Raw genomic sequence first — 24,648 nt, forward strand, 5'->3', positions numbered from 1 at the left:
GTTTGGTTCTCAAACCCTATTCTTTATCAAGGAGTGTGCCACCCCTGTCTTTTTTCTTAACATCCTGAAATAAAAGTAATTTCTAAAAATAATCAATCGCATCACATTTATGATCCATAAATTTTCTTGCATTTTATGTATGCCACATGTACAAAATTGCACAGGATTGTATTGTAAAACTTTGATGATTTAACCTTGGACCTTCCAATGGAGGCTCCAATGGAGGCCTCTTGAAAAAAATAAACCTGGACCAAAAAGAAAGACAATTTTTCAAAACAGTCCACAATGCTGCCTTTGCAAACCCTTTCAGCGAGTTAAGGGAACGATTAGACCAGAAAATTGCCGGGCTATTTCCTTCTGCCACAAGGAGGGAAAGTAAGGACAAATGCGTCAGGGAAGTGGACAGGCGTTTAAAAAAACTGGAAACAGACAATAAGGGGAATATCAATGACTACCAGGATGGGGACAAGGAGATCCTTCGGGTGGTCTATTTATTTGATATCTTCCATAAATTTAGGGACCAATTTGATCAATTAATCAAAGACCAGATAAATGCCCAGGACACACCGGTCAAGGTGAGCTTTGTTGAAGATGCCAAACAGATGGTCATTCAAAAAGGGTTTGATATAAAGACCTTTTACCATTATTTTGCCCTGTCCTATCAATTGCGGCGGGCATTTTATTTTATTTCCCACTCCCTTGTGGGCAGCAGCCCCTGCATGCGCACCCTGAAAAAAAACCTTTGGTATAATGTCTTCACCCATAGCATTGAACTCTATGACAGTTTTTTATGGAACAAGATGGAGGATTTTTCCACCCTGCTTTTAGGGGAAACCGGAACCGGTAAAGGGACAGCAGCTCAGGCCATCGGCCGAAGCGGCTTTATTCCCTTTGATATCAAACGAGGCTGTTTTGCCGAAAGTTTTACCCAGGCCTTTTCCTCCCTGAATCTCTCCCAATACCCGGAAACCCTTTTGGAATCAGAATTATTCGGTCATACCAAGGGGGCTTTCACAGGAGCAATTGAAGACTATCAGGGGGTTTTTGACAGGTGCAGTCCCCACGGTTCCATCCTGCTGGATGAAATCGGAGAGATCCCCAACCATGTGCAGATCAAACTGCTGCGGGTTCTGCAGGAACGGCATTTCTCCCCTGTGGGGGCCCATACCATTTTACGGTTTAACGGCCGTGTCATTGCCGCCACCAACCGGCCCAAACGAGCGGTCATGGAGGGTGAAATTTTCAGGGATGATTTTTATTACCGGCTCTGTTCAGATATCATAGAGGTCCCTCCCTTACGGACCCGGATCAAAGAGTCTCCATCGGAGTTGGATGACCTTTTGAATTTCACCATCCACCGCATGACCGGTATGCATTCAAAAAAATTGACCCAACAGGTAAAAAGAATCATTGACCGCCGGCTGGGAAAGAACTATCACTGGCCAGGCAATGTCAGGGAACTTGAGCAATGTGTCAGGAGCGTATTGCTTAAAAAAGATTACAGGGGCAAAGAGATCATAGATCCGGCAGAAGTGTCTCTTTCCACGACACTTCAACGAGGGATAAAAGAAAAAACCATTGCCGTCTCCGATCTGGTTGCAGGATACTGCAAACTGCTCTATGATACCCTTGGTACCTATGAAAAGGTTGCCAGAAAAACAGGGCTTGACCGGCGGACCATAAAAAAACATATAGAGACCCAAAAAAAAGGATTCAACAACTGATGCTTTCTTTCTTACCCTCCCCCCTCAAAGGAATTTTAGCCTTCCTCCTGATCATGATAAATACCATTTGCATGACCCTTCCGTTAATTTTTCTATCTCTATTTAAATTTATCCTTCCCTTTCCCCCTGTCATTGTGATCCTGGATAAAATTCTTATCGCCATTGCAACCTTGTGGATCGGTATAAATTCTTTGAATTCAGATTTGTTCTCTAAAATTGACTGGGACATCCGGGGGCTTGAAAAACTAACACGAACAGAATGGTATCTGGTAATGGCCAACCACCAGTCCTGGGTGGACATTCTGGTACTCCAAAAAACTTTGAACCGGAAAATCCCCATGCTCAAATTCTTTTTAAAAAAAGAACTCATCTGGGTTCCTTTTCTAGGCCTTGCCTGGTGGGCACTTGATTTCCCTTTCATGAAACGGTATTCAAAAAAAATCCTGGACAAAAAACCCCACCTGCGGGGCAAGGACCTGGAAAGCACGAAAAAGGCCTGTGAACGCTTTAAACACACCCCCACATCCATTATGAATTTTGTGGAAGGCACCCGGTTCACAACTCAAAAAAAAGAGGCACAAAATACCTCCTTTGCCCACCTGCTCAACCCCAAAGCCGGTGGAATTGCATTTGTCCTGGGATCCATGGGGGATTATCTTCACAAAATCATTGACGTGACGATCATATACCCCGGAAAAACCCCCAATTTCTGGGATTTTATATCCGGCAAAACCCAAAAGATTATTATTGATTTTGAAGTGCTGGAGGTAAACTCCGCCCTGAAAGGAGATTATTTTAATGACCCGAAAGACCGGGCAATCTTTTGTGAATGGCTGAACAGAATATGGATAAAGAAAGATGAGAGAATCGGCCTGATCCAAACAGACTAACTCCTTAGGGCTGTGGTTTATAAATTTTGAATTTGCATTTCGTAAACCTGTCTGTTTTCAGCGCCTGCCGTAAAAAGAACTTCTCGTACCTTTGCCCGCCGGATGACGTTGTCAACCGTCATCTCACTATGCTTTCCAGAAATAACGGTTCCTGGTTGAATCAACCCGTCACAGGTTACCAATGCATTGCCGGGATTTTCCTTGGTCCACTGGACAAGATTCTTTTTTTCTTGGGTCAAGTCTTCAATTTTCCCCTCCCAAAAAGCGATCTCCTTATCAATTTTTTCAATCGCTTCTTCAATGGCCTCACTCTTTTCAAAACACCGGTCTAGATTCTTCTCAGCATTCTGGGCATTCGCCTTTAATTGTGCAAATTGTTCTTTTAATTCCCCAAGAAGATTTGCGTTTTCAAGGGCAGCCATTTTCGCTTCTACTTCCCTTTGTTCAAGCTGGGACCGATCTTGAACATGGGCAAGCTTGGTGATCTGCTTCTGAAGTTCAGCGTTTTGCTCTTTTAGGGTGTCCTTTTTTCCCTGTAACTTTTCTAAAGTCTCTCGCAGGGCACGAACTTTGATCTTATTTTTCCCAAGTTCCTTTTCTGTGAAGGCATCCTGACCGACTTTAATCCGGCTGGGTCCGGCCATCTCCGTCCCGATATGTCTGGCACTAACCCCCATCTTTGCAGCCACTTCAGAAAAGATCAGCTTGCCGTTTTCAATGGCGCAGGACCCGCCGCTTTCAATCGTGGAGTCCACTATTTCCTTGCCAACCTGGACATTGCCCATACAAATAATCTCGGAGTTATGGATAAATTTTGCAAACACATTTCCCCTGGCATAAATTTTTCCTTCATTTATACCGCCTGCCACCACCACATCTCCCTCTGCCTCCACAATGCCACCGTCCAGCTCAATGGTTTTAATATCATTGCCCCGAACCTTAAACCCGGATTTGATACACCCCTTAATGTTTACATTGCCATCATAATCAATATGTCCGGTTTCATAGTCCACATCCCCGGAGGTTGTATATTCATTGTGGACAAAAATCACCCCGGACAGGGAATATTTGGGATATCCACGAACTTCGGCCAGAACCTTAAGGCCGTCCTCGGACAATTTAGCTCCTTTTCCAAACCGCAGGGCAATATCCTCACCAGCCAGGGTTTCTAACTCATCTCCATATATATTTTGCCCCTGACGGGCCAAAACCATGGGCATTTTTTCAGCAAGAACCGTTCCTTCCTCCACATGGGGAACCGCCCCTCTTTGCTTGAAGTCGATATTCCCCTCGGCATCAAGACCACCGGCTTTAAGGTAGTCTGTATTAAAAAAGAACTCCAGTTTTGCATCCTGCCCAGAAATAGGCTTAACCCCCCTGGCAACCCTGAACAACTGGGTTTTAAACCCTGAAGATTTAATAAAACCGTCTATCATGTCATCCACAACGATACCATTCACAATGTCATGTTCAAACAAGGCCTCCTTGATTTCCATGACAAGGATGTCCGAGTTAAACTGGTCTGATTTTGAAATAAAAGCGGCCATAAAATCTCTGGAAATCTGCAGCTTGATACCCCCCGCAATGATTTCGGGTTCAAGCAGGGCACTCGCTTCTTTTATTTGAGCCTTCTTTTCCTGAGCCTTCTTTTCCTGAGGCTGCTTCTCCTGGGGCTGCTTCTCCTGGGGTTGCGTCTCCTGGGGCTGCTTCTCCTGAGGCTGCTTCTCCTGAGGCTGCTTCTCCTGAGGCTGCTTCTCCTGAGGCTGCTTCTCCTGAGGCTGCTTCTCCTGAGGCTGCTTCTCCTGAGGCTGCTTCTCCTGAGGCTGCTTCTCCTGAGGCTGCTTCTCCTGAGGCTGCTTCTCCTGAGGCTGCTTCTCCTGAGGATTTTCCAAAGGCTGTTGTGCAGAAATGATTTTTGGGTCGGATTCTGTTTTTTTATTGGGTGCTGTCACCCGATTTTGTAATTTAAGAATATAATCCCGTTGTTTTACCGTCATCAACCCGGCCGCCACCATCATATCTCCGATCAGGCTGGGTTTTTTTTTGCTCCGGATGGAAGATTGCTGCTCTTCCAAAGCCAGGTCCAGAACACTTTGGTTGATAAAGCCCTTGGCAATGGCAATGGCACCAAACTTATACTCTTTTTGGCGAATTTCAAGGGTTTTTGCTGCCCGGACGAGCCGTTCAATATTTTGAGCAGACACCAATTCGTGGGCGAGAAAATATTCTTTCAACTCTTGTTTAAGATCAATGGAACCGGCACATTGGTGCAGCCCGATTTCCAATTCCTCTTTTGTGATCAATTGATTTTTTACGGCTAAAAGGCCAATCAACGGAGATTTCATCTTTTTTCCCTGCCCGTTTGTCATACCTTGCTCCCAGTAATTTATCAAATAAAGGCTGCCACTAACCCGGCAAACAAAAACGAAGACTCGATTAAAACCTCATATTGCCGACCCGATAACAGGCTGTCTTTCTTATATAATCTGATCAATAAAAGCATAAAAAGAGGAACAAGGGCAAGCCAAAATGCATTCTTGCCAAATAATTCCAGTCCGTGGGCAAGCAGAACAATAAAAATTTCAAAGGTCAGCACATATTGAATTAGCCTATAACTCTTTTGGGCACCCAATAAAATGGGAAGGGTTTCCTTTCCTGTTATCCGATCCCCCTGGATGGCCAACACATCAAAGAAAGCAGTTCTGGCAAAGACCAAACCCGTGGAAAAGGCAAAGGTGACAAGAGTAGGCAAAAACCGACCTGAATTCACAATTGCCGGCAGCAGGCTGGTAACGATTCCCCAGGCAATAGCAATGAGAATGGTTTTGGATCCGGGCACATCCTTAATCCGGGTAATTTTCTTATTTCCAAAGACAAAAGGAATGTTTAGATTATAGAACAGGCCCAGAAGACTCATTACCAGCATGATAAAAAAGGAAACAAGGCCCGTGGTATAGGCAAGATAGAGTCCGGCTACCCCGGACCCCAGGGCAGCTATCTTCAAAATGGTTTGATATTTTTTGTAAAATACCGCCCGCTGGGGATGGTTATAGGTATCTGATTTAATGGTAATGATGTTGTTTAGGATCTGCATGGACAACACATAGAGCATGGCAATGGCAGAATGAACAATAACCTGGGAGAACCCCTGGATACTGGCGCAGGCATAGGTCAACCCAGCAGCACCCAGGGCCAGCAAAAGGTTGGTCTTGAGCAAAAAATCCCTGAACCCCACCATGTGCCGAATAAAAGAGCGCTGCTTTTGCACGTTCGCTGCCACCCGTTCACAGGTCTCCTTGATAATCCAGTTGGGAGTGGATGCACCCGCTGTAATGGCAATCCGCTTTGCCGACCCCAGGGACTTATAATCAATTTCAGAGGCATCTTCAATATGAGTCGCCAGGGTGCCGGTTTCCATGGCCACCTGGGCAAGGCGCCTGGTGTTCCCCGACGCTTTTCCCCCCACCACAATAACGGCATCATTTTCCAGGGCCAACTGCCGCACCTCGGACTGTCGTTTTTCCGTGGACCCGCAAATGGTGTCAAACACCTTATAATGGGGCGCATTTTGGGAGAACCATGCTTTTATCTTTTCATAAAACACGGTATTTTGGGTGGTCTGGGCAACCACCACCGCATTTTCAAAGGCAGGCAAGGCAGCCAGTTGTTCCATGGAGGTGGCGGTATAGCCATTTCCCCGGGCATAGCCTAGAAGACCCACCACTTCCGGATGTTTTTTGTCTCCGATAATGATGGTGGCATACCCCTTTTTGGCATATCGATTGATAATCTCCTGAACACGGACCACCCGGGGACAGGTGGCATTGAGAACGGTAAACCCTGCTTCTTTCAAGGCCGTCTCATCTTCCGGCGGGACCCCATGGGCCCGGATCAGGACAATGCCCTCTCCTCGCTCCGGGATGGTCTCAATTCGGGAAATATTTTTATTTTCCAGCATTTCCAAAACCTGGGGATTATGGATCAACGGCCCATAGGTAAATATGGGTTCCCCTGCAAGGTTTGATGCGTCCAGGACCATATCCACTGCCCGCCGGACGCCCATGCAAAAACCCGCCGTCTTTGCAACGGTAATTTTCATATAATATGGCTCATAAAATATGGCTCATGGAATCTGGCTCAACAATGTCACGAGACGGTCAAATTCAGATTTTGATTTGAATTTAATTTCTATTTTGCCCTGGTCACCATTTTTTTTGATCTTCACCGGACTTTTTATCCGGGTGGCTATCTGGGTGGATGCCGCTTCCAGAAATAATTTTTCATGGGCGGATATTTTTTCGGCCAATTTTTTGGGTTCCTGCTTGGCCTGGTTAACCAATCGCTCGGTTTCCCGAACAGAAAGCCCCCGTGCCAGGACCTGTTTGAAAAGATAAAGCTGGTTTTCCAGGGTTCCTCCCCCCAGAAGCGCCCGGGCATGACCCATACTGATTTTTTCAGCAATAAGGCTGTCTTTTATTTCCTGGGGCAGACTTCTAAGCCTTAGGAGGTTGGCAATGGTGGATCGGTTTTTCCCAATTTTCTTGGCCACCTTTTCCTGGGTATATTTGAACTCGTCAATGAGGCGGAAATAGGCTTCTGCTTCTTCCAGCACATTAAGGTTTTCCCTCTGGATATTTTCAATGATCGAGACTTCCAGAACCTGCTCATCTGTCAGGTCCTTTATCACCACCGGGACACGGTCAAGACCTGCTGACTCAGCAGCCCTGAGCCTGCGTTCCCCGGCAATGAGTTCATATCCGTCGCCCATGTGCCGGACCAGCAGGGGCTGCAAAACACCCTGTTGGGCAATGGAATCTCTCAGCCGATCCAGCTCTTCCTGGCTGAACACCAGCCGGGGCTGATACCGGTTGGGGATTATCTTCTCAATGGGGCAATAGAAAAAATCAGAACCGGTTTCCGAAGAACCAAAATCCGGAATCAGCGACGATATCCCGCGCCCCAGACCGGTGTGTTTCTTTTTCTTTTTCATCATCGTTTTAGGAACTCCCTGGCAAAGGATAGATAACTTTTTGACCCCTGTGATTGCTTATCATACAGAATAATCGGCAGGCCATAACTAGGTGCTTCCCCCAGCTTTACATTCCGAGGTATCTTAGTTTTAAATACCATCTCCTTGAAATATTGCTTGGCATCCTCCACCACATTTTGGGCCAGATTGGTCCGTTTATCAAACATGGTCAAAAGGATTCCTTTAATTTTTAATCCCGGGTTAAAGGCTGACTTCACCCGCTTGATGGTGTCCAAAAGCTGGCCCAATCCCTCCAGTGCAAAAAATTCGCTTTGCAGGGTAATCAATACAAAATGGGAGGCTGTAAAGGCATTCAGGGTAAGAAGGCTCAAAGCGGGAGGACAATCGATGATAATGTATTCAAATCGATCTTGCACCGATTCCAAAAGCTGTTTAAGCTTCGCCTCCCGAAGGTCTGATGCCACCATCTCTATCTCAAACCCGATGAGATCAACATTGGCCGGAATGATGAAAAGTTTGGGCAGCATGGTGGGAAGAATGATTTCATCAACCAGGGCCTCTCCGATGAGTCCCTGGTACAAAGAGGCTTCAAGGGAGGGTTTATCAATCCCCATCCCTGTGGTGGCATTTGCCTGGGAGTCACAGTCCACAAGCAGCACCCGTTTTCCCAATGTGGCCAGGGCGGCTGACAGGTTTACTGCTGTAGTGGTCTTGCCCACGCCCCCCTTCTGATTTGCAATACTGATAATCTGAGTCATAGTTCTAATTTCCTTATCACAATTAAATCACCGAGGCAAACAGAACCCAAACAATCTGACCCCTTTGTCCTTATAAAAAAACCCGGCAGCAACTTTGTTCGTCGCTACCGGGTTTTATATCTGTATTAAATCTTACAATTACATCTCAGATTCAGGATGGAATACATCCACATCCTTTAAATCTTCCCCAAGATATGTTCTTTCATTGGGACCAAGAATACCAAGGGAAAGGTTGAGCAATGTCCACAAGTGGACGGTTTCCCATGCATGGTCGTTAACCTCGGCCATATCATGGACCTGGGCATGGCAGTTATGGCAAGGCGTAATGCAATAGGGTGCCTTGGTGGTCAGGATCTGGTTGGCCTTGGTCTGGCCGTATGCCCGTCTCTGCTCGGTGAATCCGGATTGAAGGAATCCGCCACCGCCGCCGCAGCAAAAGTTATTGGACTTATTAGGGGTCATGTCAACAAAGTTTTCTTCCCCGACTACTGCCCTGACCACATATCTTAATTCTTCGGCAACCGGATCACCAAAGGATTTTCTGACCAATTGGCAAGGGTCCTGTACCGTGAATTTGATCTGCCGTTCCTTGTTCCAGTCCGAGGAAGGCTTGAGTTTGCCTTCTCTGATCCACTGGGCATAGAGTTGAATAATACTTTTAACTTCAAAGTTGTAAGGGATGTTGAATTTTTTCAGTCCTGCCAGGACTGCAAAGAGTTCGTGCCCTCACTCGGTGTTGAGCCAGACCTTACAGCCCAGGTCCTCCACCGCCTTTACCTTGATTCGAATAATTTTTTCCCAACTTTCATCGTCCGCGGAAAACATGCAATAATTCTCTGCGGCCCAGCCCTTGGTGCCATAGGTCCAGTCGGCACCGGCCAGGTGCATGATTTTCCACAAGGGGACCATTTCATCGGGTTCGGTAACCGGTTCCCTGGAATTCTGGTTTAGGAAATAATAGGCACCTTCCCGGTTGACGTCTGCCTTCATTTCGGCAAATTCGGGCTGTGATTCCTGGTATTCTTCCAGAACATCCCCAATAACAAATTCAAAGTCTTCTTCTGTGGCACCCATGGCAGAACAGGTATCATTTCGCAAGGCCATGTCGCAGGAGCCAACAATCCCTTTTGGCTTATCTTCCTTTGCCCAGGTTGCCCTGGCATTGAAAACAAGCTGGGGTATATTGATCTGCATGGGACATACATACATGCACCGGGTACACATGGAACACATCCATACCCACTTAGAGCTCAAAATTTCTTCATCCATACCCAGTGCCGCCATCCGAAGAAATTTCCTCGGATCCATTCCGTCCAGGCCGGTGGCCGGACACCCGGATGCACATGCACCGCAGGTCAGGCAAGCGTTCAAGTTTCCGCCTTCCGGCAGAAGCTCCATCACCTTATCTTTAAAGATGCTCTTTCGGGCGCCTCCAATTTTAATAGCTGTATCTCCCATGCTATTTTTCCCCCTATCTGTCTAAGTATTTAAAGTAATTTTACTTTATTTTACGATGCCCTATCTCTGGAGCAATGTATTTTGTCTCTTATTATTAAACCCATGTCAATAAAAAATTTTCAAACCCCTAAAATTTGACATTTTTTATTAGTGACCTATTCTTTTCACCTTATGAATATCCTCAGAAAAATAGAGACCCTTATTCCCAAAGCAATGGGCAAAGATCAATATATCATTAAAAGGGCACTGAGCACAATAAAAAAAAAATCACGTCCCTCAAGCAAACCCCTTGAAAACAATACAAAAGCCTGTCAGCAACTGTTAAAAAAAGTTCAAGATTCTGTTCACCAAAGCAAGATCCGGCAACAGGGCCTGCCCCCACTTAACTTTGATCCCGACCTGCCCATTACCGCAAAAAAAGACGACATCATTGAGGCCATAAAAAAAAATTCTGTCATCATTATTTCCGGAGAAACCGGATCCGGGAAAACCACCCAGATTCCCAAATTCTGCCTTGAGGCCGGCCGGGGGATACGTGGAATGATCGGCTGCACCCAACCCAGACGTATTGCCGCCATCAATGTGGCCAAGCGCATTGCCTTTGAGCTCAATGAACAGCTCGGCCAATCCGTGGGATATAAAATCAGGTTTGATGACAAAACACCGGACAATGCCTATATCAAGCTCATGACCGACGGCATTCTTTTGGCAGAAACCCAGCAGGACCGATTTTTAACCCAATATGATACCCTCATCGTGGATGAGGCCCATGAAAGAAGCCTGAACATTGATTTTACCCTGGGGATTCTGCGCAAATTGGTAGGCCAGCGCAAAGATCTCAAACTGATCATCACCTCTGCCACCATTGATACAAAAAAATTTTCCGAGGCCTTTGACAACGCTCCCATCATAGAGGTTTCCGGCCGGATGTATCCTGTGGAAACCCTCTATATGCCCCTTGTTTCAGGGGAGGATGACAAAAATGCCAACGGGGAAGACCAAGGGTATGTGGAAGCGGCCGCAGAAGCGGCCAACCGCTTGCTCGCCCGATCCCGGACCGGGGATATTCTTATTTTCATGCCAACTGAACAAGATATCGGGGAAACCCTGGAATTGATCCGGGGGCAAAACCAGGCCGGTGTCAAGGCCCTGCCCTTATTTGCCCGATTATCAGCCAAAGAGCAGTCCCAAATTTTTTCAACGGGAGCCGGGCGGAAAATCATTGTTTCCACCAATGTGGCCGAAACATCGCTGACCATTCCCGGCATCAAATATGTGGTGGATACAGGGCTTGCAAGGATCCCCAGCTATTCCCCCCGAACCCGGACAACCGCTCTTCCGGTGAGCCCCATTTCCCAGAGTTCGGCCAACCAGCGGCAGGGCAGATGCGGCAGGGTTGAAAACGGGGTCTGCATCAGACTCTATGACGAAGATGATTTTAACGGGCGCCCTTTTTTCACCTCGCCTGAAATCCTGAGAAGCAATTTGGCTGAAGTGATTTTACGGATGATTTTTTTGAACCTGGGGGATGTGGCTAGTTTTCCCTTTATTGATCCCCCGGCTTTCAAGAGCATAAAGGACGGGTTTGATACCCTGCAGGAACTGGGTGCCATCCAAAAAAACACAAACCCAAAAAAAATAAAACCCGGGCAACCCAATGACAATAAACCATACCGCCTGACCCAGATCGGCCAGGTCATGGCCAAGATTCCGGTGGACCCGAAACTTTCCCGGATATTAATCCAAGCTCAAACGCTGGGGTGCCTCAAGGAAGCAACCATCATTGTTACAGCCCTTGCCATTTCCGATGTCCGCCAGCGGCCCGCCGATAAAATACAGGCAGCCGACCAGAAACACAGCCTGTTCAAGGACCCTATTTCTGATTTTATCACCCTCCTCAATATCTGGAACGCCTATAAAGCAGCTGAAAAACGCTTAAAGTCCCGGTCCAAGCTGAGAGCCTTCTGTGCGGACCATTATCTTTCCTTTAAGCGCCTCCACGAGTGGCAGGACATCCACCGCCAAATCAGCCGCATGCTCAAAGAGCATGGCATCAAAGCAGACCCTTGCGCCAGAGGGGCTGCCCTGGAAGTATCTGTCCTTGAGAATTCCAGTCTTGAAGGTTCCATTGGCACAAAGGACCTGAAATCAAAGAAATTCAACCTGGGCGGCCCTTTGTACATTGCCCTGCACAAATCCCTGCTGGCTGGCTACCTGGGCGGTATTGCCCATAAAAAAGAAAAAAATATTTTCATGGCGGCCAAGGGCCAGCAGGCCATGATTTTCCCGGGATCCGGGCTTTTCGGCAAGGCAGGCCCATGGATTGTAGCGGCTGAATTTGTCAAAACCAGCCAGCTCTTTGCCCGGGGAATTGCCAATATAGATCCAGCCTGGCTGGAAGAGGTGGGCAAGGAGTTGTGCACCCATACCTATTTTGAACCCCATTGGGAAAAAAAACGAGGGGAGGTCATGGTCAGTGAACAGGTCTCCTTGTTCGGGCTCATCATCGTAGCCGGACGCAAAATAGCCTATGGCCGTGTGAACCCGGATGAGGCCAGTGAAATTTTTATCCGTCACGCCCTTGTCCAGGGAGAAATCCATCCGCCCCTGAAATTCATGGTCCATAACCAGCAATTGATTGAAAGCCTGGAAGCCCTGGAAAATAAAACCCGTAAAAAAGATATCCTGGCCTCAGAAGAAGACATCTATGGATTTTACCACTCCCGACTGCCCAGACCCTTTTTCAATACCAACACCTTTAAAAAATTTCTCAAGGACCAAAAGGATGACACCTTTTTGTGCATGACACTTAGCGACCTTCAACGCTCCCAGGTGGATGACCAGGAACTGGCCCTGTTCCCGGACTCTCTTGCCATGGAACAGGGCAATTTTGGCCTGGAATATGAGTTTAACCCCGGTGCAAAAACCGACGGGGTTACACTTACAGTGCCGGCAGACTGCGCAGCACTTGTGTCAAAACACAGCGTGGACCAACTGGTGCCAGGTCTGTTTGAGGAAAAAATTGCAGCCCTGATTAAAAACCTTCCCAAAAGCTACCGGGTCCGTCTGGTACCGGTTCTGGACACGGCCGCCCTTATTGCACGAGAAATGGTCAGGGAAGACAAACCGCTTTTTACCCTGCTCTCTTCATTTATCCAAAGACGGTTTCATCTGACCATCCCGGCAACCCTATGGTCCGAAGAAAAGTTGCCGGACCATTTAAGAATGCGCATTTCCATCCGGGATGAAAAAAACAGGGAAATCAAATCCATGCGGGACCTGTCCATTTTAGGCCAGTTCGCAGCCCAGCGCCCCAACACAAATATTGAATTTGAAAAAGCCTGCCAAACACACGAACGAACCCAAATCAAAGACTGGTCCTTTCCCGACCTTGTGCCCTTTATTTCCCTAACCCAGGCCGACGGGTTTATCCAGAAAATTTACCCGGGCCTTAGGATTGAACAAAAAGACGAAAGCCTTTCTCTGCGATTGTTCAAATCCAAGCAATTGGCAGAGGACAACCATGTTCGCGGAATCAGAAAGCTGTTTGAACTGACCTTCCCAGATGAGTTCAAAGCCACTAAAAAAGATATACGAACTGCCACGGATCTGAAAGAAATTGCTCCCTATTTCAACGGATCTGTCCAATTCAATCAAACAATTTTTGATGCCGTCGTAAAAGATCTGTTTGAAAAGGATTTGCGGTCTAAAACCGATTTTGAGGCCCATGCTGCCAAGATCCGGCCCCAGTTATATACCAAAACCCAAAAACAGCTGAACACCATTTTAGCGGTGGGCAGGGAATATGAGGCCTGTTTTTCCCTGGTCCAGAAATTATCCCTTCAATACCAGAAAAAGCCTGCCAGCTTTGAGATGCTCTCCTTGTTGTTCACTGAATTAAAAAACCTGACGCCCCCAAACTTTCTGGAGCTTTACACCCTGGAACGAGTGGAACAGCTGCCCCGGTATCTTGCCTGCATCCGTATCCGAGCCCAGCGGGCCGTGGACAACCCTGTCAAAGAAGGTCAAAAAGCCCTTTTAATCGCCCCGTTTGCCCATAAATTAAATACCCTTCTGGCCTCCCTGTCTGAACGTTCTTCCAAGGAGAAAGCCCACTCCGTGGAATCCTTTTACTGGCTTTTAGAAGAATATAAGATTTCCGTTTTTGCCCAGGAGCTAAAAACACGCGTTAAAATATCCGCAAAAAAATTGGACAAAGAATTGATCTCCATTTCAACCATGATATAGGCCAATGGACCGGCGACTTAAAGTACAGGTCAGGTAGTCTTTTGCAACCGCAACCGGACCTGGGTTTCCAGATGGGCAATCACAAGAGATAGCGCCCGACTCTCGGATACAGGTCCTGAATTATTCCAGCCGTTTTTCAAGGCCTCCTTCTTTTTCTCCCTGAAAAGGGCCACGGAATCTACCAGGGATTTCCAGGCAAAAAGCTTTTGCAGGATATGCCGCTCCTCGGAACTTAAGCTATCCGTGTCAATTTTTTCTCCGGTGGTGGTGGTGATAATCATCATTTTAATCGCCCGTCGGTTTATTGGCCTGCCGGTATAAGCACCTGTCTGTGAAATAAAATTTAGTATAGGTATATCAGATATGCTCATTCTCAGAAAGCTGATTTTAACTCTCCTGTTATTAAGCAATTCTCGGTGAGTTAATATATTGGGATGAAAAAAATCACATACACATATGTAGTGGTGGTAGTTTTTGACAAAAGAACTATACTTCCACTTTTTTAAAGCTTGCCCAAGGCTTCGAACCAACCACCCCACACTACTTCTTCCAGTCCTGCCGGTTGTGAAATCACAACCGGTAACCAAATATATACCATCATTAAACGCTAATAAAGGGTGTTGAAACCGTTCAAAATCAAACAGAAATATAATATCCCTATTAAATCTCAACCAATTTTTCAATTTTTTTTGCTCAAATCTTTTGCTATTTTACCTGATTTTGTTTTTAGCCTTTTAAAATCTCAAATTTGAGCGGCCCTTTGTATAATTCAGGCGATACCAAAACAGTCCGAGCAGTTATCTCAGAAGAATTGTACCAATATTTATGTTTTCAGATTCAATTTTTATCCCGTGGTAGCGAATAACTCCTTTTGTCCATTTTCTTGCTTTTTTGGTTTATGTCGTGTTCCTGCCATTTCAATCAACAATGTTACTATGGTCGTAAATGCTGAACGGACAACAACGCCATGTTGGCTTCTTACTCTTGTCGTTTCAAGACCTTCTCGCTTTTTCATCAGGTTAAAAGGTCTTTCACAATTTTTTCTGATATCCATGGCTTGTTGAGATGCATTATGAAAAGAAGGCATGGGCTGAAAGTGCCCTTTATCAAAGTCAATTATCCTTGATTTCGTGCAAATTGATTCAAAGATACAATCACCTGGCTCTGAACCACATCCGAACTCGTGGCCATCCTGTGAAGCGCCCAGACTCCTCATTGGAATCTCACAAAAATCATTGCAGGTAACTCTCAATGGAGATTCTAAAACATTCTCAGGAAGTTTTGCTTTTTCAGATGGTGGTGCTACAACATAGACACCGGTTCCCTCAAGTATCGAGCCATCCTTATCATGATAAGCCTGGTCGGCGGTTATCAGTTTCATATCAATACCGATTGCCTGCGCAAGCTTGATCAATGGTTTTAAGAACAGACTGTCATGATGATTTGCTGCTCCGACAATAGATACCAATGGGAAACTATGCCCGGTTGAAGGGTTAATAGCGGTTAGCGTATGAAGTCGATACCCAATAACAAAGTATGATTTGTCCCTTTTCTTCCTGCGTTGTCCGCAATCACAATCAGGATCTGAATATATGCGTATTTTTTTACCGTTGACCTCGACTGTACAAATGGGATAGTTGATTTCAGAAGGAAGTTCGGTCGAATCAACGCCATGAATGACCGTATTTTCAAGGCAACCGGATTGATAAAAATAATAAAGGAAGTACACAAAGACATTCATCAGTTGTTTGAAAAGTAAGTCAGTCCGAAAATGACACAACTCTGTATGGTGGACTTGATCTTTTGTATTTAAAGGCAACCTTACAAATCGTCTGTTTTGTTTTCTTTCTCTGCCAAAATACTCATCGCTGCAAAATTTCCTGTAACTGATTTCAGGGTATTTGATGATTTTCAAAAGTTCCATTCGGAACAATTGATAAGGCTGAATCTCTCTATGTGCCGCTGAATAGCCATCCGGTGCAATGAAGCTATTGATAATCTGGTCATCTAAAAGTTGGTCAATAAATTGCAACTCCTGATCAACGATTTCGCTATATGGTTTTCTTCGCTTATCAAAGTCAAAAAGATTATCGCTGTGAAAATTTTTAATATAGTCGGCCATCTCAGGGATACTGCGGATTCCTCCAGATGGCATTTGATTTTCAACTCCAGTGAGCTCCTCAATGGGGATGTCCAGTGTCTGAGAGAAATCATAATTATTAACTGCTTCATCCATAATTTGTTGGAGCAGTGTTTTTTTGGATTTCCTGGTCATTTTTTTCCAGTCTGGATGCTCAGTTTTTAATTGCTTTGTTATTGTCAATCTGATATTTTTTCTATGCATATTGCCTCTGTTTTTTTGTATTAATTTTTTGTTTTGGCGAATAAAAACTATACACGAAAACAGAGGCTTTTTCAATATAACAAATTGAATTTATTATAAATAATTAATAAAAATATAAATCGATTTCAACACCCTTTAATAGTTAAAGAAAAATCATAGACTTTTTATTAAAAATGAAGTGTTGCTATTATTTTTATATATTATAGAGTTTAACACAGGAAAATATCTTAAATGAAACTTGTCAGGAAATAAAGTTGAACTTAAAAACTGCCAGTCAACCGGTTTATTTTTCTTGCAAAAATTATATATCTTGTATCCCGAATATAGAACCTTAACTTAGCTTCAAGGTCATTACGCATATCGTAATAAAAGAGGAACTTGATATAAAAATTGACAAATATATATATTTTTTTAGGATTCTTAGAAGTTTCTATGTCTCTTTGAAATGATCAAAACAAAAATTTATAAAACTTAAGTTGATTTTTTTTTACAATCGCCTATTGTTCTCAAATTTAGTTTGCTCACTCTCTACAACAAACAAACAAACAAACAAACAAACAAATTGAATTTCATTTCTTATTTTGCTAAAAATTCTGAGAATCTTTTTTCGGAACCCCACTCTTTGTCGTGTTGAATGCGAGTTGTTGAGAAATATATTTTTTAGATAATAGTATACAAATAAAAATAATTCCAAAACATAAGTACTGAGTAGTTGAAAAAAAACCAAACATACCTCTAATATCAGGACTCTTGATTTAGGAAAAGAGGATTTTTACTATGTTTCAAGCAAATTCTCTATTATTTCAGACTATTAGTCATCTTAGTTCTGGTAGAAAATTAGTATTTGACTTGGGAAATAAAAGATGTCACTTTAATGCCGGAGTTATCAAAAAAGATGATACTGGAGGAAGGTGATATGGTACAATTATTACTACCGCTTACTTCTCTTGATATGACCAAAATTAATCACAAAGTCAGCATTTTGAAAAAAGATGGTCGGTGGACTTATTTTTTAGGTGTGCATTCAATCTATTACCATATGGCGGGTGATAAAACCATGTTTCGACTGACAATTGCACAGTTGATAGAATCGGGTGCCTGTCGGCAGATAGAAGTGATTAATGCTTTGGATGTATCCAAACGCAGTGTTATTCGTGCTCAAAACAAACTGAGAACTGGTGGGCTTGAAGCCTTTTTTATTAACCACCAGGGTCGTACTAAAGGCGGAATAGTTTTAACGCCTAAAGTGCTTGAAAAAGCCCAGAGCCTTCTTGATCAAGGGTTTGCGAGAAAGGAGATCGCTGAAGAACTTAAGATTAAACGAGATACCTTTCGCAAAGCCATCAATGATGGTCGCCTTGCAGAGCTGGCAAAAAAGAAATTCGAACCGGCCACGAACAAATCAGAGCGTACTGTTGTTGATGCAGCTGCTGCCGATGGAATGGGTACGGCCTGTACCCGGTTGGAGGAAAGGGTATCGGCGGCATTCGGAGTCTGTGAAGGAGCGCCTGTTCGTTTTGAGCCTTGTCTGGATGTACCCAATGGAGGCGTTCTATGCGCTTTGCCGGCATTGCTTGCTAACGGGCTGTTGGAGGGAGCAGAACAGCTTCTTGGTGCTGTCAAAGGATATTATACGACATTCCATATCCTTTTATTGTTGGCGTTCACTGGTCTTTGCCGTATTGAAACGATGGAAAAAATAAGGGGACAAGCACCAGGAGAATTTGGAAAACTACTGGGCCTGGACCGTATTCCGGAAGTGCGCTGCTTAAGAAAAAAAATAGATGATTTAAGTACCGGGAATACGGCAGAACTATGGGCTGCTCATTTAAGCAGGCATTGGATGGATTCAGACACAAATTCATCAGGCACTCTATACATTGATGGGCATGTCCGAGTATACCACGGAGGCCTGACCAAACCACCCCGGAGATTTGTTTCCCGTGAGCGGTTATGCTTAAGAGGCACGACGGACTACTGGGTCAATGATGCCATAGGAAGGCCCTTTTTTGTTGTGGATAAACCGGTAGATCCCGGGCTTCTTCAAGCTCTTCAATCAGATATTGTTCCAAGGTTGCTTAGGGATGTACCTGCGCAACCCAGTGAGCAGATGTTGAGTGACAACCCACAACAATGCCGATTGATCCTTGTTTTTGATAGAGAGGGATACAGCCCGGCTTTTTTAAAAAAAATGTGGTTGGACCATCGTATCGGCTGTATGACCTATCACAAACATCCTGGTGAAGACTGGCCGGTGGAATGGTTCACCAAACAAAAAGTGTCCATGCCAAATGGAGAGACAGTTACCATGAAGTTGGCTGAAATGGGAAGCTTAGTCGGATCAGATAAAAATGCCATGTGGATGCGTGAAATACGTAAACTCACCGAGTCCGGTCATCAGACCAGTATGATCAGCACCGCTTTTGAACTTTCCTACACCCAATTAGGGGCTCGCATGTTCAGCCGTTGGTGCCAGGAAAACTTTTTCCGGTATATGATGCAACACTTTGCTATTGACCTTCTTCAGCAATATGGGACAGAGGAACTTCCTGACACCGAACGGGTGGTCAATCCTTCCTGGCGAGTATTGGATAAATCTCGCAATTCAATCCAGAATAAGCTTCGGTATCGACTTGCCCGATTTGCCGAAATGTCCTTGCACCCCAAAACTAAGGATAATGCTGTAACCTATCAAAAATGGGTGACAAAAAAATCGGATCTATTGGAGCAAATAGAACTGTACGAGTCCGAGCTTGACGAGCTGAAAATGAAATTAAAAAAAGAACCAAAACATATCACATGGTCCGAGCTGCCTGAAGATGACAAATTTTACCGCCTTCCTCAAGGCCGTAAACGTCTAACGGATACTGTCAAAATGATTGCATATCGAGCAGAAAGCGCGATGGCAAATATTTTAAAAGCCCAGACGATTGATCTTGCTGCGGCCCGTAGATTATTGCAGGATCTGTATGTCACAGAAGCGGATATTTTACCGCAACCGGAAGAAAATATTCTGCATGTTCGGGTCCATAGTGCTTCAAGACCAGCTTCGAATGCAGCGCTCGCCAAACTTTTCGATGAACTCAATACAGCTGAGGTTTGTTATCCTGGAACAGACATGCTTATGACGTATGAACTTATGAGTAAAGACGGTGGGTAGTAAAGTGGCCGGGTCAAGGTGCCACCGCTTCTTCCCAGAGGTAAAGAGTCCTGAATATGATCATCCCCTCTAATAAATTCTAAAAAAAATCTCATAACTGAATACAAAGTTAGATAGGATATTACAATTATTCCATCAGTTCTCTTATCTTTTCTTTTATAGATATATAAAAGAAATAAAAACAATGTAAGTTCACCAAAAGATTCAAACAATTGGACTGGATAAATTGGCAAAGAACTTGATGCTGTTTCTTTGATGAAATTATATTCTAACTGGTATTGATAAGGATAAGACATATATGGATATTTTATTCCAATTGCACAGGATGTTGGTTTCCCGAAACAACATCCGGCATAAAAGCATCCGATTCTTCCAAAAGAATGTCCGAGTGGGATAAACAATGCTACAATATCCATAAATGGAAAAAGTTTATACTTTTTCCATTTAATAAAAAAATATAAACTAAGGAGCCCACCATATAATGATCCTATATATGCTATACCGCCTGAGAATAATTTTTCCCAGTTAAAACCATAAATAATAAAATCTTTGATAAGATTGACTGATCTTGCGGAAAGTAACCCTATTGCACATGATACAAGTAATAAAATTATGAGTTGAAATTTTATTTTAACTTTTTGTGATTCATAAATTATAGATATTAAAAATAGAAAAAAACCAAAACCAAAAAAAATAATATATCCATTTGAAAATAGATTAAATTTAACTATTGAAAGAAAATAAAAATTTTGATTATCAAATATATTACCCATTTTTAAAATTCAGTCATTTTTACTTTGAGGACGAGGAACAACAGCTTCCCATACAATCTCCACACATACTGCATGCACAGTTGTTACAATCTCCACACATACCGCCACACGTTCCACAAGCAGTCGATTGAAATTGATTTTCATAACTTGTATAATCTACATTATCAAAGCTATTGGAGACGGTAAATGTGAAAAGAATCAATGCAAAACCAAAAAGAACTATTAAAATATATTTTTTCATTTAACCCTCATAAGTTTGATTTTAACTCAAAGTACAGTAGCATAAAAGATGATTTAATGGAATATTTCTCCCCCACCGTCAATAACAATAAAATTCAGTCTTTAAAGTAAAAAGCATTTCTTATTATAAATAAAATATATTATTCCCATTTATAATATTTTTTTCAAAAGGGACTGATACCCACAAAAAAAATGTACCCTAAAAGCTCAAAAATATAATTTTCTCAACATCCCAGAAACCGCCAAAAAATCCATTTGGACCTAATAAAAAAACAGCAGCATCTTTGCATATTGCAAGATCAATCCGTTTTCACGGTATTGGGTGAACTTGTTTTTAATATTTTGGCTTCTATGGCTCAATTCAAAGAAATCATCAAATGCATGCAGAAGAGAGTTATTGGCATTTTCAGTAAGTACTGAAATATGATCCTGTAATTTCATCAAATTATTTTATGGCGCTAATAAGCAATTAACCGGTTGCCCATACAGCTTTCAAGATATTGATAGTAAAACATATATGTAAATTTGATATCCGACCAAATTAATAAAAAACCTTGTTCAAGAATTCAATATCAACATTTTTTTTACTTGTAAAGGCATTTCATCAAATCAATTATAGTGAAAATATAATTGATTGTAGGAGAAGTTGCTGGAATGTTCTTTATTGGAGAGTAACCGGATTTTGGTCCAGGCCCCGGAAATTATTTTCCAAGGATCTGCTACAATGTGATCTATATATTATAAATCACATTAGGTGAAAATGCCTTGATTATGATTGTCAGGATATAAGATTGAATTTTAACATGAACATCTGCGGCTTGACCATAACATGTTTTTGTTAACTATCCTGCTTTTTATATTCTTTGTGTTTATTTTCTGCAACATATGCTTTGTCTTTAGCCTGCACACAAATTTTGATTTTTCTTTTGGTACACCTAAAAATTTTAGCACCATTATCGGCTTTTGGCGGTCCGACTTTATGACTGTCCGGTACCTTTTCAAAATGCACCATTGAAAATGCAGAAAAATAATAGAGAAATGCAGGGATGGCAACGGAGTGGCCCGACCCATAGAAGATCGAAAATATGTGGAAAATATGTTGTAAATATGTGGAAAATAAGTGGATAGCTCTATGGACTTGCGGTTCTAAAACCAACTGGTTAAATAACAATAATCGTAAGAATTGTTTTTATCCAAACTAGTAATTTTTTGTGATGGGTCGCCAAGGCTTCCCGACATGGAGGAAAAGATGAAACGTAAAGGACTGTTGTTATTTTTATCATCGTTGTTTTTAGCTGTCTTATTGAACACATCCATCTCTCAAGCAACCAGTTTTTATGTCTATGATGATTATGACACCTGGAGTGATTGGTGGTCAGATGCAAATAAAACCAGTGCGTCAGATAATGATTATTCTGATGATATTGATGACGATTATATGTGCTGGGCCGCTGCAGCTTCCAATATTCTATACTGGAGCGGATGGGCCAATGTGGATGGTTACACCTTCAGCAGCAGCCAGGACATTTTCGAGTACTTTCAAAAGAATTGGACGAATGAAGGCAGCAGTGTTTATTATGCCTTGGAATGGTGGTTTGAGGGTACAAGCGGGAATTATTACAGCAATTATGAAAACCAGATTAAAACCATTGACGGAGGGGATTTCTGGACTGCTGATTATTTTGGCAGTTCCGTTGTGATGACAACGATCTATGGACACGATATAAGTAATCTGTCATATCTGTTGGGAGACGGATACGGAGTCTCGCTCACATTGACAGGTTTGACGACCTATCATGCCATTACATGCTGGGGATATAGAACAGATGAGTCCGGTAGGATAATAGGCATATATGTTACCGATTCAGATGATGATTATGATGATGAGTCCAACGGCATGCAGTATTATGAATTAACATCCTCAACAAGCTTACCCGGGGCATGGTATCTGAGCAATTACTTCGGTGGAAGCTACTATATTAGTGAGGTGTTCGGGTTGCAGATGAGCACGTCAAGCGCTGTGCCTGAACCTGCCACCGCACTACTTTTCGGTTTGGGCATTATGGGGCTTGCAGGGGTATCCCGAAAGGGGCAGAATGTGACAGCATTCCCTAACGGTTAAGAATTTATTTTCTCTATGACCGAAAATGATTGGCAAAATTGCCCATCTGCGCCTGGAAGGTGATTAAGGCATACCTGAAAACTGTTTTGCCGGTGTCCGACTGGGCCATATTTCAGGGTCTTAATAATTTTTCATACTTTTCTTGTTATCGAGCCCTCCTGAACCATATTCGCGGCATTCATATGTTTGTTTTCAATAAGGAGAAATGCCTTGCAAAATCATGTAATTTGGAATGTTATCCGATATGCAACAATTAAAAACATGGATTCGCCCGTAAATCAGTACCAGTGTTTCAAATTTGTGTAAAGAAACATTCAATTATATGTGAAGGATAATCAGCAAATAAACCAAGATCCCATGAAACTATATTGGAGATATAGTAGATCCTGTATGATTATGCCGGAATAATCTTAATTCATAACTAACCGGGCATTAGTTCTTCCCAAAACAAAAAAAGAGGAAGCCCCGGATGACTCCCCCCTTTTTCAAAGCTGATTAGGCCCTATGCCTATAAAGCCATACCACACATCCAAAAGCAATGGCAACTTGCTTTCCACATTGGGTGTCGGCCCTGCCGCTTTGCCACGGCAATCCCCATGCAGACTGGGTACACTGGCAAAATCGTTTTTAAAACCCTTTGGCACTGAGGGGTGAAATATGGGGAAGCGTGGGGTCGGTTATACCTCTCCTCAGGCCTTTGAGGTAAGCGGAATTATAATTGCGAGCAAAGTATAGATAAACCATGAACTACGCTCTTCCTTTTTTCTGGACCAAATGAATTCTTTCTTGAGTTCGTTGAACAGTAAATGTAGTATGTGTATGCGAAGCTCTTCTTATGAATGTTTTTTTAACAATTACAAAACACCATACATGGGTCTCGCATTCAACAATAACTTATTATTTTTTTGTCTTAATCACTTTATTTTATAACATATTTTTGTATATGATTTTGGATAGATGTGGTCAGCTTCGGCTATATCTCTGATAAAAAAATGGGAAACTTCCAAATGCAATTAATAATTGTAAGAACTATAAAATTGGATAATATATCAGACTAAGGGGCAGGTGCCTATGACAAATCCGCGGCATTATCTTTTCTTGACAATTCTTTATCTTTTGATCGTGATGGGCGTTTGTCTTCTCCTATCGGCATCACTTAAAACGGCGTTCATGGCAAATTGGGGTTTTAATCTTCTTATACTTGCAGCTCTTTGTGTGGGTATTGGAATTAATATCTTCCAAATTCAAAGACTGGAACCCGAAATTAAGTGGTTAAAAATTTTTCGTACAGGAGACCCTGGTCTGTCTGTCACAGAACCGGTATTACTCGCTCCCCTTGCCAAGCATCTGGAGGCGATTCATCGGGACCGGTTCCACTTGTCTGCATTATCTCTTCAGACAGTGTTGGATGGGATTCGAGGCCATCTGGATGAGTCCAGAGAAATTTCCAAATACATGATCAGCCTGCTGGTATTCCTGGGGCTTTTAGGAACTTTCTGGGGGCTGCTCCAGACTATTGGTACTGTGGGACAAGTCATCAGCGGTCTGGAAGTAGGAACCGAGGATTTTATAAAAGTTGTCACTCATCTAAAGCAAGGTCTTGAAGAACCGCTTAAAGGAATGGGCACGGCTTTTAGTTCATCCCTGTTTGGGTTGGGCGGTTCTTTGGTGCTGGGATTTGTTGATATTCAGGCCGGCCATGCCCAGAACCGGTTTTTTAATGAAATGGAGGAGTGGCTATCCGGGGTCACCCGTCTGGTCGATACAGAAGAGACAATGGACGTTGGCACCAACTTGTCTGCTGCAGCGCTAAAAGATATCGGTGACCATCTCAGGGAATTGATCAATCAGACCCGGAAGAACAACATATTCATGGCTCGCCTGGTGAACCAGCAGAAAGAATCAGCAGGGGTCGACTCTGCCGTGAAAAAATAATAGGAG

14 protein-coding genes are annotated in these 24,648 nt (G+C 43.3%); 6 read left to right on the forward strand and 8 right to left on the reverse strand.

Translation table 11 applies throughout. The annotated features are described in order from the left end of the window. The first annotated feature begins 230 nt into the window (after positions 1 to 230). On the forward strand, positions 231 to 1,724 hold the full coding sequence (locus ACZ45G_RS22525; RefSeq protein WP_464172760.1) for a sigma 54-interacting transcriptional regulator: 1,494 nt from the start codon (positions 231 to 233) through the stop codon (positions 1,722 to 1,724). Continuing rightward, positions 1,724 to 2,614 carry an acyltransferase gene (locus ACZ45G_RS22530; protein WP_464172761.1) on the forward strand — a complete coding sequence of 297 codons (891 nt, stop codon included), beginning with the start codon at positions 1,724 to 1,726 and terminating at the stop codon, positions 2,612 to 2,614. Before ACZ45G_RS22525 ends, ACZ45G_RS22530 begins: the two co-directional genes overlap by 1 nt. 17 nt (positions 2,615 to 2,631) lie before the next feature. Here ACZ45G_RS22530 and ACZ45G_RS22535 read toward each other — a convergent pair whose 3' ends face one another. The 5 genes from ACZ45G_RS22535 to ACZ45G_RS22555 form a co-directional block, all read right to left on the reverse strand. After that, a complete protein-coding gene (locus ACZ45G_RS22535; RefSeq protein ID WP_464172762.1) occupies positions 2,632 to 4,959 on the reverse strand; it encodes a DUF342 domain-containing protein in 2,328 nt (775 codons plus the stop codon). 44 nt (positions 4,960 to 5,003) lie between these two features. After that, the gene (ispH, locus tag ACZ45G_RS22540) at positions 5,004 to 6,713 is read right to left on the reverse strand and encodes a 4-hydroxy-3-methylbut-2-enyl diphosphate reductase (protein WP_464172763.1); all 1,710 of its coding nucleotides are present in this window, start codon (positions 6,711 to 6,713) and stop codon (positions 5,004 to 5,006) included. Positions 6,714 to 6,737: 24 nt separating this feature from the next. Further along, the gene (locus ACZ45G_RS22545) at positions 6,738 to 7,607 is read right to left on the reverse strand and encodes a ParB/RepB/Spo0J family partition protein (RefSeq protein ID WP_464172764.1); all 870 of its coding nucleotides are present in this window, start codon (positions 7,605 to 7,607) and stop codon (positions 6,738 to 6,740) included. Beyond that, on the reverse strand, positions 7,604 to 8,362 hold the full coding sequence (locus ACZ45G_RS22550) for a ParA family protein (protein WP_464172765.1): 759 nt from the start codon (positions 8,360 to 8,362) through the stop codon (positions 7,604 to 7,606). The genes ACZ45G_RS22545 and ACZ45G_RS22550 overlap by 4 nt, the downstream gene beginning before the upstream one ends. A gap of 138 nt (positions 8,363 to 8,500) precedes the next feature. Next, the gene (locus tag ACZ45G_RS22555; protein ID WP_464172766.1) at positions 8,501 to 9,820 is read right to left on the reverse strand and encodes a (Fe-S)-binding protein; all 1,320 of its coding nucleotides are present in this window, start codon (positions 9,818 to 9,820) and stop codon (positions 8,501 to 8,503) included. A 150-nt stretch (positions 9,821 to 9,970) separates the two neighbouring features. On the opposite strand from ACZ45G_RS22555, the gene hrpA reads away from it, so the two are divergent. Continuing rightward, the gene (gene hrpA, locus ACZ45G_RS22560; RefSeq protein WP_464172767.1) at positions 9,971 to 14,068 is read left to right on the forward strand and encodes an ATP-dependent RNA helicase HrpA; all 4,098 of its coding nucleotides are present in this window, start codon (positions 9,971 to 9,973) and stop codon (positions 14,066 to 14,068) included. A gap of 29 nt (positions 14,069 to 14,097) precedes the next feature. On the opposite strand, the gene ACZ45G_RS22565 is transcribed toward hrpA, so the two are convergent. Both ACZ45G_RS22565 and ACZ45G_RS22570 read right to left on the reverse strand, forming a co-directional pair. Further along, complete coding sequence (locus tag ACZ45G_RS22565) at positions 14,098 to 14,352, reverse strand: hypothetical protein (RefSeq protein WP_464172768.1); 255 nt, start codon at positions 14,350 to 14,352, stop codon at positions 14,098 to 14,100. 560 nt (positions 14,353 to 14,912) lie between these two features. Next, on the reverse strand, positions 14,913 to 16,391 hold the full coding sequence (locus tag ACZ45G_RS22570) for a transposase (RefSeq protein ID WP_464172769.1): 1,479 nt from the start codon (positions 16,389 to 16,391) through the stop codon (positions 14,913 to 14,915). Positions 16,392 to 17,328: 937 nt separating this feature from the next. Here ACZ45G_RS22570 and ACZ45G_RS22575 point away from each other — a divergent pair. Further along, positions 17,329 to 19,572: a putative transposase gene (locus ACZ45G_RS22575; RefSeq protein WP_464172770.1), complete on the forward strand. Its 2,244-nt coding sequence runs from the start codon at positions 17,329 to 17,331 to the stop codon at positions 19,570 to 19,572. Here ACZ45G_RS22575 and ACZ45G_RS22580 read toward each other — a convergent pair. Then, on the reverse strand, positions 19,515 to 20,345 hold the full coding sequence (locus ACZ45G_RS22580; protein WP_464172771.1) for a prolipoprotein diacylglyceryl transferase: 831 nt from the start codon (positions 20,343 to 20,345) through the stop codon (positions 19,515 to 19,517). The genes ACZ45G_RS22575 and ACZ45G_RS22580 overlap by 58 nt on opposite strands. Before the next feature lie 1,489 nt (positions 20,346 to 21,834). Between ACZ45G_RS22580 and ACZ45G_RS22585 the strand changes: the two genes are divergently transcribed. Both ACZ45G_RS22585 and ACZ45G_RS22590 read left to right on the forward strand, forming a co-directional pair. Continuing rightward, positions 21,835 to 22,707, forward strand: coding sequence for a PEP-CTERM sorting domain-containing protein (locus ACZ45G_RS22585; protein WP_464172772.1), 873 nt, complete (start codon positions 21,835 to 21,837; stop codon positions 22,705 to 22,707). A 1,071-nt stretch (positions 22,708 to 23,778) separates the two neighbouring features. Continuing rightward, entirely contained in the window at positions 23,779 to 24,642 is an 864-nt protein-coding gene (locus tag ACZ45G_RS22590) for a biopolymer transporter ExbB (protein WP_464172773.1), read from the forward strand. Positions 24,643 to 24,648 lie beyond the last annotated feature (6 nt).

The organism is Desulfoconvexum algidum (assembly GCF_055382125.1).

Bases quoted from the DNA above. Each gene is read 5' to 3' on its own strand.
- ACZ45G_RS22530 (WP_464172761.1), top strand. From the start codon at position 1,724: ATGCTTTCTTTCTTACCCTCCCCCCTCAAAGGAATTTTAGCCTTCCTC.
- ACZ45G_RS22565 (WP_464172768.1), bottom strand. From the start codon at position 14,352: ATGATGATTATCACCACCACCACCGGAGAAAAAATTGACACGGATAGC.
- ACZ45G_RS22535 (WP_464172762.1), bottom strand. From the start codon at position 4,959: ATGAAATCTCCGTTGATTGGCCTTTTAGCCGTAAAAAATCAATTGATC.
- ACZ45G_RS22545 (WP_464172764.1), bottom strand. From the start codon at position 7,607: ATGATGAAAAAGAAAAAGAAACACACCGGTCTGGGGCGCGGGATATCG.
- ACZ45G_RS22590 (WP_464172773.1), top strand. From the start codon at position 23,779: ATGACAAATCCGCGGCATTATCTTTTCTTGACAATTCTTTATCTTTTG.
- ispH (WP_464172763.1), bottom strand. From the start codon at position 6,713: ATGAAAATTACCGTTGCAAAGACGGCGGGTTTTTGCATGGGCGTCCGG.
- ACZ45G_RS22575 (WP_464172770.1), top strand. From the start codon at position 17,329: ATGGTACAATTATTACTACCGCTTACTTCTCTTGATATGACCAAAATT.
- ACZ45G_RS22580 (WP_464172771.1), bottom strand. From the start codon at position 20,345: ATGGGTAATATATTTGATAATCAAAATTTTTATTTTCTTTCAATAGTT.
- ACZ45G_RS22550 (WP_464172765.1), bottom strand. From the start codon at position 8,362: ATGACTCAGATTATCAGTATTGCAAATCAGAAGGGGGGCGTGGGCAAG.
- ACZ45G_RS22585 (WP_464172772.1), top strand. From the start codon at position 21,835: ATGAAACGTAAAGGACTGTTGTTATTTTTATCATCGTTGTTTTTAGCT.